We start from the raw sequence: 16,372 nt of genomic DNA on the forward strand, positions 1-16,372 counted from the left end.
CTGAACTCTAGGAAGGGGGCTGCGGATAAGCAAGGAAATTCGTCCACGTTTCTTGCAATTACCGGCGCGATGCGCCGCGATTATTGCGTCGAACGCGCGAGTCATGCTCGTTTGCCGGCGATTCGGCGGGAATGACGGAGATCGCCGGGCCGGGAGCCTAAAGTCCGACGAAGAAATGCCGCTAATGCCGGGGCATTGCTCCATCGTCGGCTCTCCAGGAATCTCCCCCCATGTTCGGAAAAATCAAGCTCGCGTCGGGTCTGCTCGGCGTGTTGACCGTGTTTTGCCTCTTTCTCGTCGCAATCGAGGCGCTCGGCTTCTGGGCGCTCGCGTCGACGCGCAGCGGCGTCGACGATCTGTCGAACGTCGCGATCGCGCAGGTCGACGCGGCCAGTCAGGCGACCGAGCGCCTGCTCGACGCGCGCGTGAACCTGTCGCGTGCCGGCACGCGGATGGTGCGCGGCGGCCCGAAACCCGACGACATCATCCGTCATGCAAGCGCTTCGCTCGCTGAAGCGGACAAGGCGTTCGCCGCGCTGACGGCCGCGCAGGCCGTCGACGCAACGAACCGCGCGCGCGTCGCGGCGCTCGCCGAGCGCTATCGCGCGCTGCGCGGCGCGCTGGGCGAACTCGTGCAGTTCCTCGACGCCGACAACATCCAGGCGTTCCTCGACCAGCCGACGCAAGGCTTCCAGGACGCGTATCTCGCCGAACTGCACCGCTTCGCCGACTACGGCGGCGCGTCGAGCCGCGCCGCGCTCGACACGATCGACAGCGGGATGCAGTGGTTCAAGTGGGTCGGCATCGTGTTGCTGGTGGCGATGCTGGCGGCGAGCGCCGCCATTTACGCGGGCGCGCGGCGCGCGGTGGTCGCGCCGCTGGACGAAGCCGGTCGCCATTTCGAGCGGATCGCGCAGGGCCGGCTGGACGAAGCCGTGCGGGCGGCTGGCGTGTTCGAGATCGACCGGATGCTGCGCGGCCTCGCCGCGATGCAGGCGAGCATCGCGGACACCGTGCGCACCGTGCGTCACGCGTCCGACGCGATCCACCTCGGCGCGGGCGAGATCGCCGGCGGCAACGCGGACCTGTCCGCGCGCACGGGCACGCAGGCCGCGTCACTGGAGGAAACCGCCGCGAGCATGGAGGAACTGACCGCGACCGTCCGCCAGAACACCGACAGCGCGCGCGCGGCCAGCGCACTGGCCGACGCGGCGCTCGACGCGACGCGCCACGGCGGCGGCGTGGTCGACAGCGTGATCGACCGGATGCGCGGCATCGCGCAGAGCTCCGGGCGGATCGCGGAGATCATTTCGGTGATCGACGGCATCGCGTTCCAGACCAACATCCTCGCGCTGAACGCGGCGGTCGAGGCCGCGCGTGCGGGCGAGCAGGGGCGCGGCTTCGCGGTGGTCGCGGGCGAAGTGCGCTCGCTCGCGCAGCGCAGCGCGCAATCGGCGAAGGAGATCAAGGCGCTGATCGAGGAGTCGGTCGCGCAGATCGACGGCGGCTCGGAACTCGTCGAGCGTGCCGGCGACGCGATGCGGACGGTATCGGCGTCGATCACGCGCGTCGTGCAGACGATGTCGGAGATCACGGCCGCGTCGGTCGAGCAGAGCGTCGGCATCGAGCAGGTGAACCAGGCCGTCACGCAGATGGACCAGTTGACGCAGCAAAACGCGGCACTGGTGGAGGAAGTCGCGGCGGCGGCCGCGTCGCTGAACGAGCAGACCGCGCACCTGATGCAGGCGGTGTCGGTGTTCGAACTGGGCGACGCGCGCGCAACTCGCGAGGTTCGCGACGCGCGCGCGTCGTCGTTTGCCGACGCGGGTTACGAAGCGGCGGGCAGCGCCGCGTAAGCGGTCGCGAGGTGGTAGGGCGTCGTCGACGGCATGTCGGCGCGCGATACTTGCCCGTCGGCCGTCTTGCACTCGAACCAGCCGCGCGGATGCAGGAAGCGCGCGGCGAAGCGCTCGATCTGCCGCGCGAGCGGCGCGGAGGCCGGCGTGCCGCCGTGCGTCGCGAGCGCGCGCAGGTATTCGGTCTGCGCCCAGATTCGCTGCGTGCCGTCGATGCACGCGCCTTGCGCGTCGACCGCCGCGCACACGGCGCCCGTCTGCGGATCGATTCCGTGCCGCTCGGCGAACGCGAACGCGCGTGCGAGTGCGGCGGGAAGCCCGGTCTGCGCGAGCCGGGCGCCGGCCGCGTCGACCAGATAGAACCATTCGAACTGGTGGCCGGGCTCGAAGCGGTTGTCGGGCGCCCCGAGCGGCAGCTCGGCGACGCAGCCGGTGGCCGGATCGACGAACGTGCGCTCGACGGCCTGCGCGGTGCGTGCGAGCGCATCGTCGAACGCCGCGTCGCCGAACGCATCGGCGGCCGCGAGCCAAGCTTCGGTCAGGTGCATCAGCGGGTTCTGCAGCGCGCCGCTGCCCGATGACGAGAAATCGGCGTGGCGCGCGGCGTCGAGCAGCGCGTCGCCCGGCTGCGGCGCGAAGCGGTCCTGGATCAGTGCAGCGGTGTCCTCGGCGACCGTGCGCGCCGCGGCGTCGCCCGACGCCGCGTGCCATGCGGCGCACGCGAACACGACGAACGCGTGCGTATAGAGATCCTTGGTCGTGTCGAGCGGCGCGCCTTGCGCGTCGACGCTGTAGAACCAGCCGCCGTGGCGCGGGTCGCGGAAGCGGCTGCACAGCGAGTCGAACAGCGTGGCCGCGTGCGCGGTGTCGCCGGCCTGTGCGAACACGAACAGTTGCCGCGCGCATGCCATTGCGCGATAACGGGTGACCGGCAGCGGGGCATGGGTGGCCGGATCGACGGCCTCGAACGGCAGCCGCAACGTGTGGTCGAACCCTGAACCCTGCCAGATCGGCAAGATGACGTGCGCGAAATGGTCGCGCAATCGGGCGGTCTGGGCGGAAGCGGAATCGGGAACGGACATGGCGGGATCGAGCGCTTGGATCGAATCGAATCGAGTCGGCGCGGCCCGGAGCGGCGCGGCCGGGCCCAAGGATAAACCATTCCGCGCGGCCGCCCCCAAAAAAAGGAGATAAATCGGATGCTCGGCAACCTGGAACTCGTGATGCGGCTGGTTCTCGCGGCGGCGCTTGGCAGCGTCATCGGCTTCGAGCGTGAGCGCCTTTCGTGGGCAGCCGGCCTGCGCACGCACATGCTCGTCTGTGTCGGCTCGACGCTCATCATGATCGTGTCGGCGTTCGGTTTCGCCGACGTGCTCGGCAGCAACGACCACATCGTGCTCGACCCGTCGCGGATCGCCGCGCAGGTCGTGTCGGGCATCGGTTTCCTCGGCGCGGGCTCGATCCTGCTGCGCGGCGAGATCGTGCGCGGGCTGACGACGGCCGCGAGCTTGTGGTCCGTCGCCGCGATCGGCCTCGCGGTGGGCGGCGGCCTGTACGTCGCGTCGATCTCTGCGACGATCATCATCCTGATCATCCTGGCCGGCATCAAGCCGCTCGAGCGGCGCTACTTCACGGTGCGGCAGCGCCGCCAGTTCGCGTTGACGGTCGTGAGCGGCGCGTTGACGTTCGATTCGCTGCATGCGGCGCTCGGCCCCGACAGCGCGCGCGTGAAGCAATTCATCGTGCAGCGCGCCGACGACACCGGCGAGCACGACGAGGTGCGCATCGCGCTCGGCCGCGTGTCGGATCTCGAATACCGCGCGATCTGCGACAAACTGCGCGCGCTGTCGTGCGTGACGCGGTTCGACGAAGGCAACGGGTTGTCGGGCGACGAATAGACGGCATCGGATCGGCCGGATCGGCGATCGGTCATGCGACAATGGCCGTCGCTGATTCCGTTCGACCTCCGATTCCGCGTTCGCGGGCTTGTAATCCGACTCCATGACCGAATCCGTTTCCCTGCCTCGCCCCCGTTCCCGCTCCGACCGCTCGTCGGCCCGTTCGCGCCCGCGCTCCGCCGCGGCCGCGGCAGACACCGCCGCCAAGGCGACCGCGCGGTCCGGTCTCGCGGCGGGCGGTGATGCGCCGCGGGACGAACGCACGCTCGACCTGTTTGGCGATCCGGTGCTCGAGCCGGCTGTGCGCGCGCCGGCCGTCGCGCGCGATGACGCAATGGCGGACGTCGAGACGGACGCTGTTGCGGCCGGCGAGGACGCCGGTCGCCAGGCGATGCTGGACGGATTCACCGCGCCCGGTCACGCTTTCGATGCGGACGGCGACGCTGTCGATGCGGGGGAGCAGGCTGCCGACGTTGCGACGACGGCAGCGTCGACATCGACGCGTGGAAACGGTGATGTGGCCGATGCCGAGGTCGCGCACGCGGCCGATGCCGATGCCGATGCCGACGCAACGAAGCGCGCCGATGCGCGGCACGCCGATGGCGTCGCCACGGCTGCGGCCGGTGAGCCGGCAAGCGGCGACGGCCAGGTGAAGGCCGGCAGCGTGCCGGAAGCGGGCGATGCGGCCGGGCCGAACGCGGATCATGCGACGGCGAATACCGCGGCGGTGGGCGGTGCGCTCGACGCGGCGCTTGGCGACCGCCCGGTGAAAGCGGACGGCGAGGCGGAAGGTGCCGCTGCGCCGGTCACGCACGATGAAGCAGTCCGGACGCCCGGCGAGACCACGAAGGGGCGCCGCGCATCCTCCGGCGGCAGGCGACGTGCGGCCGCCGGCAGACGCGACACGGCAGCGGTGCCCGGCGCGCCGGAAGCGGCGGCTGTCGGCGCGGAGCCGGAATCGACGCCGGCGCACGCCGCGCCCTCTGCTGAACCGCAGGCGGCGGCCGAACTCGCGGGTGCCGCGATTTCCGTGAGTCTCGCGAGTCCTGCGATTCCCGCGATTCCCGCGATTCCCGCGACTGCCGCGCCCGCCGCGCCCGCCGCACCCGCCGCACCCGCCGCACCCGCCGCGCCCCCCCGCGACGCTGCGCGAGCAACCGCAGCGTCGGCCTCGCCGGTGGTGCAGCCGGTGGCGTCCGCCGCGTCGTTCGTGACGAAGCCGTCGGCGGATCGCGTGCAACCGGGTGGGCCGAGCGCGCCGAACTTCGATCCCGACACTCATCTGCGCCCGCTGTCGGACCGGCTTGCCACGCTGCAGGCCGAGACGGCCGGCTTGAAGCAGGCGGCCGATCGTGAGATGCGCCGCGTCAACCGGCTGCTGCTGGCACTGGCGGTCGTCGTGCTCGCTGGGCTTGTCGCGCTGGTGCTGCAAACGCGGCAGATCGCGCACCTGAAGCAGGATCTGGAAGCCCGGCAACAGCGGATCGACCGGCTAGCTGCCGATCTGTCGACGCAGCAGGCAACGCTGATGACACTCGCGGAACACCACGAAGCCATGCTGTCGCAGGTCGACCGGCTTCAGCGCAACGCGAACCGTGACGCGGCGGCCGCGAAGCGCGCGCGTCGAACGCACTGACTCTTCCGACCCTACCCGCAACCCTCGGCCGCACGGGGCCGGCGGGGCGGCGCCTCCGTCGCCGGGTGGCGCGGGTGCGGCAAACTGATGCGGTGAGCTGGCGAAGTTCAGGGAAAACCCTTAGAATGGAGTCCATCTAAGGGAAAACCCTAGACCCTCTCAGGAGTCTCACATGAGCTTCATTCTTGCCCTGCTGCACAAGATCGACGATCTGTTCGTCTCCCCGCACCTGCCGCTCGACGCGGAATACTCGTACGCTGCGCGTAGCGCCGAAGCCGATCGCATGCGTCGTGCGAACTTCGCGCCGATCGTCGTGTACCGTCGCTGATTCGCTGATTCGCTGATTCGCTGATTCGCTGATTCGGCGCGGCGCTTGCCGCAATTGCCTGCCCGTTTTTCACCGCCGCATCGCGCGCCGGTGCGACCGTCCCGCTACACTGGAAGTCAGACTTCCTTCGCGACACCGGGCCATGCTGCAGATGCGGCCGATGACGGCCGGCGAATTCCACGCATACCGCACGCGCGCCATCGACGGCTACGCGCGCGATCTCGTGTCCTCCGGGCAGAACGCGAGCGAAGACGCGGCGGGCCGCGCCCGCGCCTGCTTCGATACGCTGCTGCCCGACGGCCTGCTCACCTCCGGCCAGACACTCGTTCAGTTGATCGACACCGCCACCGGCGACACGGTCGGCGACCTCTGGTACGCGATCGTGCCCGAAGGGCCGAACCGCACGCTGTTCATCTACGACCTCGACATCGTCCCGTCCCGGCGCCGCCAGGGCTGGGCCACGCGCACGCTCGATGCACTCGAGGCCGAGGCACGCCGCCACGGCGTCACCGAAATCGGGCTGTCGGTGTTCAATCACAACACAGCCGCACGTGCGCTCTATCGGGCGTGCGGTTTCGCACCGATCACGACGACGCTGATCAAGCCGGTCGTCCCGGGCTAGCCGCGAAGAAACGAGTATCGGACGCTCACTGTTTGCGATTCGACATGTTTTCACATGGGAGCGCGCCGGGGTCGCGAGGCGCTCTGGACTGGCCCGTCAGCCCCATTTAGCTCATTGAACACGGTGTGCGCCATTCTGCGCCGCGACTGAAATCCAGCGTTGTCCTTTTATGATGTGTCGCCGATAAGTCGGCGTACTCAAATCATCAATAAACGAGGATAACGAACGATGGAGAAGAGGTATGCCGCCGAACGCGGTACTCCGACCTTACCCGCTTGCGCACGCGCTTCCGTTTCGCTCCGATTCGATGGGCGTTTTTTGGTCATGACGGGGAATACAACGGGCGTCTATCCTGCAGTTTCCGGCCGTCACGACAATCGCGGCAGTTTCGATTATCCGAGCGCTCGCCACCAGATGGAAAATGTTGGGCCTATACCATCAGGTCGATACTGGATTCAGCCTTCCGAAATGTGGACGAATCGTGGGTCCAACCTTGCTTCGCGCGTAGCGTGCGGGGATTACCGACTGACTATCCACGTCGTGCCCGGGACCCGGACGTTCGGTCGCGGCGGATTCTTTATCCACGGGGGCACGTATGCCGGTTCCGCCGGATGCATCAATCTCCATTCGGGAATGGAAAATTTCGTTCGCGAGATCGAAGCCGCAACGAAGGGCATGCCCGGGTGCTATGTTCCGCTGACGGTTCAATATTGACATGCGAAAACGCCTGTCGCGCACCGTGATCAGGGCGGCCCTGCTGAGGTCAATTCCGTTTTGGCATTCAACGCGATCAATCTGAACGAGGCATACGTCGACGGTCCGCCGTACTACTCCCGCACGACCAATATGGACAAAGGGACGAGCCCGCTTCCGTTTCCCGGTGTCATCGACGCAGCGATGTTGGTCGCGATCGGTGCGTACTGCGGTGGATCCGTCGAAGCCGATGAAACCGCCAAACAGCGGGCGGACTCCCGTTCCGCCCGTATTCGCGCCTCCTCTCGTCACCTTGCCCGTCCTTTCCATCTGCGCAGCAGCAACGCGTTCGTCACGACGCTGACGCTGGAGAACGCCATCGCCGCCCCCGCGATCACCGGGTTCAGCCAGCCGAGCGCCGCGAGCGGCACGCCGATCAGGTTGTAGACGAACGCCCAGAACAGGTTCTGCTGGATCTTCCGGTACGTCCGCTTCGAGATGTCGATCGCATCGGCGACGAGCGCCGGATCGCCGCGCATCAACGTGATGCCGGCCGTATGCATCGCGACGTCGGTGCCGGTCGCCATCGCGATGCCGACGTCGGCCGCGGCGAGCGCGGGCGCGTCGTTGATCCCGTCGCCGACCATCGCGACGATCCCGCCGTGCGTGCGCTTCAGTTCGGCCACCACGCGCGCCTTGTCGTCGGGCAGCACCTGCGCATGCACTTCGCTAATCCCGAGCGCTGCCGCGACGGCCGCCGCGCTGCCGCGGTTGTCGCCCGTCACGAGCACGCTCGCGACGCCGCGCGCCGACAGTGCCGTGATCGCGTCGCGCGCGCCGGGTTTCACGGTGTCGCCGAACGCGATCAGCGCGAGCAACGCGCGCGGCGCCTCGGCGCGCATCAGCCACGAAATCGTGTTGCCCGCGCGTTCGAGCTCCGCGGCACGCGCGTCGAGTTCCGGCGGCACGACGAGGCCGAGCTCATCGCGCCAGCGGGTGCTGCCGAGCGCGAGAAGCTGCCCGTCGACGCGCGCTTGCACGCCGCGTCCAGCCACCGCGCGCCCGTCGGCCCCGATGATATCGGCCGAACCTGCGCCGCCGCCGCGAGCCACCACGTCCGCTTCGTGCGCGGCGACCACGGCGCGCGCGAGCGGATGATCGCTTTGCCGTTGGACCGCGGCCGCGAGCGCGAGCGCTTGCTCACGCGGGATGCCGACGGCGTCGAACGCCGTCACGGACGGCTTGCCTTCGGTCAGCGTGCCGGTCTTGTCGAACGCGATCACGGTCGTGCGCTGCGCGAGTTCGAGCGCTTGCGCGTCCTTGATCAGCACGCCGTGGCGCGCCGCGACGCCGGTGCCGGCCATGATCGCCGCGGGCGTCGCGAGACCGAGCGCGCACGGACACGCGATGACGAGCACCGCGACCGCGTTGAGGATCGCCGTTTCGGTGCCGGCGCCGGCGATCAGCCAGCCGATCAGCGTCAGCACGGCGATGCCGAGGATCGCCGGCACGAACACTTCGCTCACGCGATCGACGAGCCGCTGGATCGGCGCCTTTTCCGCCTGCGCGGATTCGACGAGGCGGATGATGCGCGCGAGCGTCGTTTCCGCGCCGATCGCGGTGGTTGCGACGACGAGCGCGCCTTCGCCGTTGATCGAGCCGGCCGTGACCGGATCGCCGTCGTCCTTCGGCACCGGCAGGCTTTCGCCGGTGATCAGCGATTCGTCGACGTGCGAGCGGCCCGACACGATTCGCCCGTCGACGGGCACGCGCTCGCCGGGACGGATGCTGACGGTCGTGCCGACGCGCACCTGCGCGAGCGGCACGTCGCGTTCGACGCCGTGCTCGACGACGCGCGCGCGGTCGGGGCGCAGCGCGTTCAGCGCGCGGATCGCCTCGGTCGTCTGGCGTTTCGCGCGGGCTTCGAGCCATTTGCCGAAGCGCACCAGCGTGATGATGACGGCCGATGCCTCGAAATACAGGTGGCCCGGGTCGACGGGGTCGCGCACCAGCATCCACAGGCTCAGGCCGAACGCGGCCGATGTGCCGAGCGCGACGAGCAGGTCCATGTTGCCGGTGCGCGCCTTCAGCGCGTGCCAGGCGGCGCGGTAGAAGCGCGCGCCGAAGCCGAACTGGACGATCGACGCGAGCACGAGCTGCAGCCAGCCGGGCAGCATCGCGTCGATGCCGAACGGCGCGACGAGCATCGGCACGATGAGCGGTGCGCTCAGCACGGCCGAGCCGATCACCAGATTGCGTTCGCGGATCGCTTCGCGGCGCTTGCGGGCCTCGGGGGCTTGCGCCGTGTCGCCGGCGCGGACTTCGGTTGCGGCGGTGGCTGCGGCGCCGGCGTCCGGCGCGGCGGCAAGCGATGCGCGGTAGCCGGCCGTCGTGACCGCCGCGATCAGCGCGGCGGCGTCGAGCGCGCCGCCGCCGTGCACCGACGCGCGCTCGGTCGCGAGATTGACCGACGCGCGCGCGACGCCTGGCACCGCGGCCAGCGCCTTTTCGACGCGGCCGGCGCAGGATGCGCACGTCATCCCGCCGATGTCGAATTCGAGATCGCGGGAAGCGGCCGGCGGCGTGGCTGCGACCGCTGTCGCGCCGTAACCGGCCTGCTGCACGGCTTCGACCAGTCGCGACGCGGAAACGTCCGGTGCCGCGTCGATGGTCGCGCGCTCGGTCGCAAGGTTGACCGACGCACGCGTGACGCCCGGCACCTTCGCCAGCGCCTTTTCGACGCGCGACACGCACGACGCGCAGGTCATGCCGTCGATATCGAGTTCGATCGTGGCGGTGCTCGCCGGCAGTGCGGCCGGCGTGGCGGGCAGTGCTTCGGCGCGTGCCGCGGGCTGCGCCTGCGCTGCGGCAACGGCTTCGAACGCCGCTTCGCGCACGGTCGCGCGATAGCCCGCCGCGCCGACTGCAGCGACGAGCTGCGCGGGCTCGACCGTATCCTGCGCGGTGACCGTGGCCGCCTGCGCGTCAAGGTCGACCGCGGCCTCGACGACGCCCGGCACGGCGGCGAGTGCACGCTGCACGCGGCCCGTGCAGCCGCCGCAATGCATGCCGTCGACCGTCAGTTCGATCGTTTGCAAGCCCGCGGACGCGAGTGGTTCAGTCATGTCGGATTCCCCAAAAGCGCGGTTCGTGCCGCGAATGGCCCCAGTATCAACGTTCCCATGATGGGAAGGTCAAGGGGGCGACGATGCAACGCACGGACGTGCGTACCGGCCAGGGGGCTGCTGATGCGTCCCCCTTATATGCCGGAGCCCGGGCAGCCAGTGCATTGCGTCCGGACTGGTTCGCCTTCCGCTGCCTGGGGACTGTCGACGCCGTAACTACCGCTCCGCCCGTTATTCGGCATATTGGGGGATGCCCTTAGGCGCTATGATACCGGCCTGACATCAGCGCCCGCATAGCGAAGCGGCGACCGGGCAGGCTGAGGTGCCTTGCTTTCGCCGATCGTGAGTCGAACAAGGCGTTGACTGACAAGAACGATATTCGGCCAGTACACAATGATTGAAAACCTACGAGAATCAATTTCGCTGCGGCGCGCGGCGGGCGCGTCGCTGGCCCTGGCGGCGCTGCTGGCGGGCTGCGCGTCGCAACCGGACGCGATCCAGCGGAAAACCGGCTGGCTGCGCGCCGAAGTAGCCGATTCCTATATCTATGCGTATCCGCTCGTGCTGATGGACGTCGCGAAGGAAGCGGCGACGGGCGGCGACGGCGCGCAGCCGGGCCAGGCGCCGCTCAACACGCTGCGTCACGCGCAGGCGCTGCCGCCCGTCGGCGCGCTCAACCCGCCGCTGCCGGGCGTCGACACGCTCGACTCGACCGGCTGGCTCGACGTCGGCGCCGAGCCGGTGATCGTCACGCTGCCCGACACCCGCGGCCGCTACTGGGATGCCCGGGCGCTCGACATGTGGACGAACGTGCTGTGGTCGTCGTCGAGTGTTGCGGCGCGTGGCGCTCGCGGCGCCGCGCGATCGCAAACGATTGCCTTTGCCGCGAAGGACTGGCAGGGCACGCTGCCGAAGGGCGTATTGCGTGTCGACGTGCCGTCGGCCAACGCCTGGCTCGAAGTGCGGCTGCAGACGAGCGGCGGGCGCGACCTCACGAACGTGAAGAAACTGCAGCGGGCGATCCGCGTGGTGCCGCTGTCCGTCTATACGGGCAGCGCGCGCGGCGCGTCGGTCGCGGTCCATGCGGGCAGCGCGCCGTCGGAAGCGGCGAGCGGCGGTACGCCGGCCGAGCAGGTCGCCGCGCTCGACCCGAAGGCGTTCTTCACGCGTTTCGCGCGGGCGCTGCAAGACAACCCGGCGCCCGCCGACGACGCGCACGCGCAGGAGCTGCTGAACGACATCGGCGTGTCGGCCGGCTACCCGGTGCCGTGGACGGGCGATCGCCTGAGCGCCGCGACGGCCGGCGTCGCCGAAGCGCGCGCGCGGCTCGCGGCGCCGCCGCCGAACCTGCTGAACGCGAACGGCTGGAGCTGGATCGGCGACGCGGCCGGCAAGTATGGCCAGGACTACGCGCTGCGCGCATACGCGGCCTACACGCAGTTCGGCACCGCGACGCGCGACGACGAGACGCTCGCGCTCGTGCGCGTCGACAGCGACGGCCATCCGCTGAACGGCGCGAACCGCTACGTGCTGCACTTCGCGCCGGGCGCGCTGCCGCCGGTGCGCGGGTTCTGGACGCTGACACCGTACTCCACCAACGGCGCGCTGCCGGACGTCGGCTCGGCGCGCCGCTCGCTCGGCGACCGCGACCGGCTGCGCCGCAATCACGACGGCTCGATCGACGTGGTCGTATCGGCGTCGTCGGGCGGCGCGCATGCGGCCAACTGGCTGCCGGCGCCGCGCACCGATTTCGCGCTCGCGTTGCGTCTCTACGCGCCGAAGCCGCAAGCGACCGATAGCTCGTGGATGCCGCCCGCCGTCGTCCGGAAATGAACGGATAGGCGCCGCCGCTGTCCGATCCGCGGGCGCGGCGCTCGCACCCGAACGCCGTCCCGTCACCACCTGAGCCTATACTTTCGGGATTGCGTGCACGGCCGTGCCGGTTTTCCGGTGCGGCCGGCATCCATTTCCGAGATATTCAAGCATGGCAAGCGCAGAGAAAGAAACCGTACCCTCGACCCTTCAAACCCTCGGCGGCGTTGCACGCTCGCGCCGGGCCCGGCGTATCGGCCTTGGCGTGCTGATCTTCATCGTTTTATTTGGACTGCTCGGGTTCTTCGCGGCGCCGCCGCTGATCCGCCACATCGCCGAACAGCAACTGAGCCAGCAGCTCGACCGGCCGTCAACGATCCAGCGCATCGCGCTGAACCCGTACACGCTGAATCTCGAAGCCGACGGCGTGCACGTCGGCGAGCGCGGCGGCCAGGGCGGCTTCATCGACATCGACAAGCTCGTCGTGCGGCCGTCGTGGTCGTCGCTGTTTCGCGGCGCGCCGATCGTCAACGAAGTGCGCGTCGACTCGCCGCGCTTCCATATCGTCCGCTACGACGCGCAGCGCTTCAACTTCACCGACCTGATCGAGAAGTTCTCGAAGCCGTCGCCCAAGCCCGAAAGCAAGCCGACGCAGTTCTCGGTGTCGAACATCCAGGTCAACGACGGCCGGATCGACTTCGACGACCGCCTGCTGAACGAAAAGCACGTGGTCGACAACTGGACGCTCGGCATTCCGTTCATCGCGACGCTCGCGTCGAAGACCGACATCTTCGTGCAGCCGAAGCTGCGCGCGCGGTTCGACGGCAGCCCGATCGCGATCGACGGCAAGACGAAGCCGTTCGCGCAGTCGCGCGAGTCGGAAGTCGCGCTGAAGTTCGACCGGCTCGACGTGCCGAAGCTGATTTCGTACGCGCCGGCGAAGCTGCCGGTGATCGTCACGAGCGGCCTGTTGAGCAGCGACCTCACGCTGAACTTCGTGATGAGCGGCGACACGCCCGCGCTGCGCGTGTCGGGCACCGTCGACCTGAACGACGCGAAGGTCACCGGCCGCGCGTCCGAGCCGCTGTTCGCCGCGCGCGGCGTGCATGTGGCGGCCGCCGGCCTCGAGCCGCTGCGCAACGTGCTGCATTTCGACGAGATCCGGATCGACCAGCCGGTCGTCGACCTGTCGCGCGACAAGCAGGGCGTGCTGAACGTCGAGAAGCTCGCCGGTCAGCCGGCCGCCGCGCCGAAGGCTGCCGCGGGCAAGCCGCCCGCGTCGGGCGCCGCCGCATCGACGGCCGCCGCCACCGTCGCTGCGAACGGCGCGAGCGGTGCAAGCGGTGCGAAAGCCGAAGCCGCCGCGAAGGAAGCACCGCCGCTCGACCTGACGATCCGTCATTTCGCGATCGACGGCGGCACGATCAACGTCGACGACCGCGTGCCCGCGACGCCCACGGTGATGTCGCTGACGAAACTCGCCGCGACGCTCGACGGTTTCACGCTGCAGGGCAAGACGCCGGCAAAGTACACGCTGTCGACGTCGCTGTCGCATGGCGGCGACGTGAAGGCCGAGGGCGCATTCAGCGTCGCGGCGAAGCAGGCCGACACGAAGCTGACGGTCGATGCGCTCGCGCTGCCGGCGCTGCAGCCGTATCTCGGCGAGGCGACCCGTGCGCGCGTGCTCGACGGCACGCTCGGCGCGATCGTCAACGCGAAGGCCGACTGGGGCAAGACGCCGCTCGATGCGCAGCTCGCCGACAGCACGGTGAGCCTGAAGTCGCTGAAGGTCGCGACGCCGGACGCGAAGGCGCCCGCGATCGTGCTGCCCGACGCGAGCGCGAAGATCGCGAAGGTCGATGTCGCCGCGCGCACCGCGCAAATCGCGAGCGTCGACGCGACCGGGCTCGCGCTCGACGTGAAGCGCCTGAAGGACGGCAAGATCGATCTCGCGGCGCTGGCCGAGCCCGCGCAGGCAGCGGTGCCCGAGCGCACGGTCGCGCGCAAGGCCGAGGCGGCCGCGCCGTCGTGGCATTACCGGATCGACGCGCTGAACGTGAAGGACTCTGCGGCGAACTTCACGGACCTGTCGACGCCGCGCCCGGTGAAGCTCGCGATCAAGCCGCTCGACCTGTCGGTGCAGAAGATCAGCGACGACATGACGAAGCCGCTGCCGGTGCAGCTGAAGGCGACGCTGAACCGCAAGGGCGCGCTGAACGTGTCGGGCGACGTCACCGCGCAGCCGCTGAAGCTCGGCCTGAAGATCAACGGCAACCGCCTCGACGCGGCCGCGTTCGAACCGTACTTCGGCAGCGCGCTGAACGCGACCATCGCGAGCGCGCTGCTCAACGCACAAGGCAACCTGACGTTCGCGCAGGTGAAGGACGCGCCGCGCGCGACCTATCGCGGCGATGCCGCGCTGGTCGACGTGCGGATGCTCGACAAGGCGACGTCCGATCCGTTCGCGGGCTGGCGCTCGCTCGCGCTGTCGAACCTGAAGGTGAACTACGACGAGAAGGGCACCGACGTCGACGCCGCGCGCGTGACGTTCTCGAACTTCTACGGTCGCGTGCTGCTCGATGCGCAGGGGCGGCTGAACCTGAAGGACGTGGTCGCGAAGGAGACGGGCCCCGCCCAATCGCTCACGCGCGACGCGAGCAAGGGCGAGCCCGTGCCGCTGTCGCCGGGCGTGACGTCGCCGGCCGCCGCACCGGCCGCCGCATCGGCCGCGGTCGCGCAGCAGGCATCCGCGCCGGCCGCCGCATCGGCGACGGTCGTCGTGAAGGCCGCGCCGCCGCCGCAGAACCCGGTGCGGATGCATTTCGGCGAGCTGCTGCTGCAGAACGGCCGCGTCACGTACACGGACAACTTCATCAAGCCGAACTACACGGCACACCTCGTCGCGATCAAGGGCACGGTCGGCGCGTTCGGCACGGATTCGACGACGTCCGCACCGGTCGACGTCGCCGCGAACCTCGAGGGCAACGGGCCGATCTCGATCAAGGGTTCGGTGAATCCGCTGATCGAGAAGCCGGCGCTGGACCTGACGGCGACCGCGCACGACATCGAGCTGACCAACCTGACGCCGTATTCCGCGAAGTACGCGGGCTATCCGATCACGAAGGGCAAGCTCAACGTCGATCTGCACTACCAGCTCGCGAACGACCAGCTGCAGGCGAACAACCACATCTTCATCGACCAGCTCACGTTCGGCGACCACGTCGACAACGACACGGCGACGAAGCTGCCGGTGAAGCTCGCGATCTCGCTGCTGAAGAACACCCGCGGCCAGATCGACGTGAACCTGCCGGTGTCGGGTTCGCTGTCGAATCCGGAATTCAGCGTCGGCGGGCTGATCTGGCGCGCGGTGCTGAACCTGATCGCGAAGGCCGTCACGTCGCCGTTCTCGCTGCTCGCGAATGCGTTCGGCGGCAGCGGCGAGGATCTCGGCTACGTCGAGTTCGCGCCGGGCTCGTACCAGCTGACCGACGCGCAGCAGAAGAAGCTCGACACCGTCGTGAAGATGCTGACCGAGAAGCCGTCGATCCGCCTCGACCTGATCGGCCGCGTCGATCCGGCGAAGGACACGCCGGGGCTGCGCGACGCGTACGTCGACCGGCTGGTGCGCCAGCAGAAGCTGAAGGACGTGATCGGCCAGGGCGAGAGCGTCGATCCGATGTCGGTGAAGGTCGACCAGGCCGAGTACGCGAAGTACCTGACGCGTGCGTACAAGGCCGCCGACTTCAAGAAGCCGCGCAACCTGGTCGGCCTGCAGAAGACGCTGCCCGAGGCCGACATGAAGCAGGCGCTGGCCGATCATGCGCCGGCCGACGACAACGCGCTGCGTGCGCTCGCGCAACAGCGCGCGCAGGCCGTGCGCCAGTATCTCGACGGCAAGATCGATTCGAGCCGGATGTTCGTCGTGGCGTCGAAGCTCGATGCGAAGGGCATCGAGGACAAGGGCGCGACGACGCGCGTCGACTTCGGCCTGCAGTAACGCGGGTCAATCCATCATCCGCCGCCGCCGCGTCCGACCGGCAATCGGGCGCGGCGGCGCGCTTCCCGTCAGCGCGCGGCGATCGCCGGTTCGCGCTTGTCCAGTTCCTTCTTCGCGGCCAGCGGCAGGCGGGCATCGTCCCATTGCGTGAGCCATTCGATTTCCTTCGCGGTGAACACCTGTCCGTAGTTGCGCAGCGCGTACTGCAGCGCGTCAACGACGTGGTGGCGAATGATTTCGGGGGTACGTGCATCGTCCAGCACGAACCGGAGAGCTTCCAGGGTCGACATACGCGTGCTCCGGGCTAGGGGAAAACCCTTTATCGCACGCCAATAGTCGTGCGCCAACCGGGAAAAAAATACGGTCGCGCGCGACCGCGCCGGGCACGCACCGCATTGCGACTGC

General features: G+C 69.2%; 11 protein-coding genes. 8 read left to right on the forward strand and 3 right to left on the reverse strand.

Going from position 1 to position 16,372, the window contains the following annotated elements:
* Positions 1–230 precede the first annotated feature (230 nt).
* Positions 231–1,856, forward strand: coding sequence for a methyl-accepting chemotaxis protein (locus SB786_RS16750; protein WP_410728408.1), 1,626 nt, complete (start codon positions 231–233; stop codon positions 1,854–1,856).
* On the opposite strand, the gene SB786_RS16755 is transcribed toward SB786_RS16750, so the two are convergent.
* Entirely contained in the window at positions 1,829–2,938 is a 1,110-nt protein-coding gene (locus SB786_RS16755) for an AGE family epimerase/isomerase (protein ID WP_410728409.1), read from the reverse strand. The genes SB786_RS16750 and SB786_RS16755 overlap by 28 nt on opposite strands.
* Before the next feature lie 117 nt (positions 2,939–3,055).
* Between SB786_RS16755 and SB786_RS16760 the strand changes: the two genes are divergently transcribed.
* From SB786_RS16760 to SB786_RS16780, 5 genes are all read left to right on the forward strand, one after another.
* A complete protein-coding gene (locus SB786_RS16760) occupies positions 3,056–3,754 on the forward strand; it encodes an MgtC/SapB family protein (protein ID WP_410728410.1) in 699 nt (232 codons plus the stop codon).
* A 103-nt stretch (positions 3,755–3,857) separates the two neighbouring features.
* Positions 3,858–5,390 (forward strand): flagellar hook-length control protein FliK, encoded by a 1,533-nt coding sequence (locus tag SB786_RS16765; RefSeq protein WP_410728411.1) that lies wholly within the window; start codon positions 3,858–3,860, stop codon positions 5,388–5,390.
* Between the two features lie 172 nt (positions 5,391–5,562).
* On the forward strand, positions 5,563–5,718 hold the full coding sequence (locus tag SB786_RS16770; protein WP_410728412.1) for a hypothetical protein: 156 nt from the start codon (positions 5,563–5,565) through the stop codon (positions 5,716–5,718).
* A 142-nt stretch (positions 5,719–5,860) separates the two neighbouring features.
* A complete protein-coding gene (locus SB786_RS16775) occupies positions 5,861–6,340 on the forward strand; it encodes a GNAT family N-acetyltransferase (protein ID WP_410728413.1) in 480 nt (159 codons plus the stop codon).
* Between the two features lie 324 nt (positions 6,341–6,664).
* Positions 6,665–7,054: a tlde1 domain-containing protein gene (locus SB786_RS16780; RefSeq protein ID WP_410728429.1), complete on the forward strand. Its 390-nt coding sequence runs from the start codon at positions 6,665–6,667 to the stop codon at positions 7,052–7,054.
* Between the two features lie 287 nt (positions 7,055–7,341).
* On the opposite strand, the gene SB786_RS16785 is transcribed toward SB786_RS16780, so the two are convergent.
* Complete coding sequence (locus SB786_RS16785; RefSeq protein WP_410728414.1) at positions 7,342–10,158, reverse strand: heavy metal translocating P-type ATPase; 2,817 nt, start codon at positions 10,156–10,158, stop codon at positions 7,342–7,344.
* A 393-nt stretch (positions 10,159–10,551) separates the two neighbouring features.
* Between SB786_RS16785 and SB786_RS16790 the strand changes: the two genes are divergently transcribed.
* Together SB786_RS16790 and SB786_RS16795 are read left to right on the forward strand one after the other, a co-directional pair.
* A complete protein-coding gene (locus tag SB786_RS16790) occupies positions 10,552–11,991 on the forward strand; it encodes a DUF1254 domain-containing protein (RefSeq protein WP_410728415.1) in 1,440 nt (479 codons plus the stop codon).
* A 151-nt stretch (positions 11,992–12,142) separates the two neighbouring features.
* On the forward strand, positions 12,143–15,967 hold the full coding sequence (locus SB786_RS16795; protein WP_410728416.1) for a DUF748 domain-containing protein: 3,825 nt from the start codon (positions 12,143–12,145) through the stop codon (positions 15,965–15,967).
* A gap of 68 nt (positions 15,968–16,035) precedes the next feature.
* On the opposite strand, the gene SB786_RS16800 is transcribed toward SB786_RS16795, so the two are convergent.
* The gene (locus SB786_RS16800; protein ID WP_006750658.1) at positions 16,036–16,257 is read right to left on the reverse strand and encodes a hypothetical protein; all 222 of its coding nucleotides are present in this window, start codon (positions 16,255–16,257) and stop codon (positions 16,036–16,038) included.
* Positions 16,258–16,372: the final 115 nt, after the last annotated feature.

Source organism: Burkholderia sp. SIMBA_062, assembly GCF_046534765.1.
In the GTDB taxonomy this organism is placed as follows: Bacteria; Pseudomonadota; Gammaproteobacteria; order Burkholderiales; family Burkholderiaceae; genus Burkholderia; species Burkholderia ambifaria.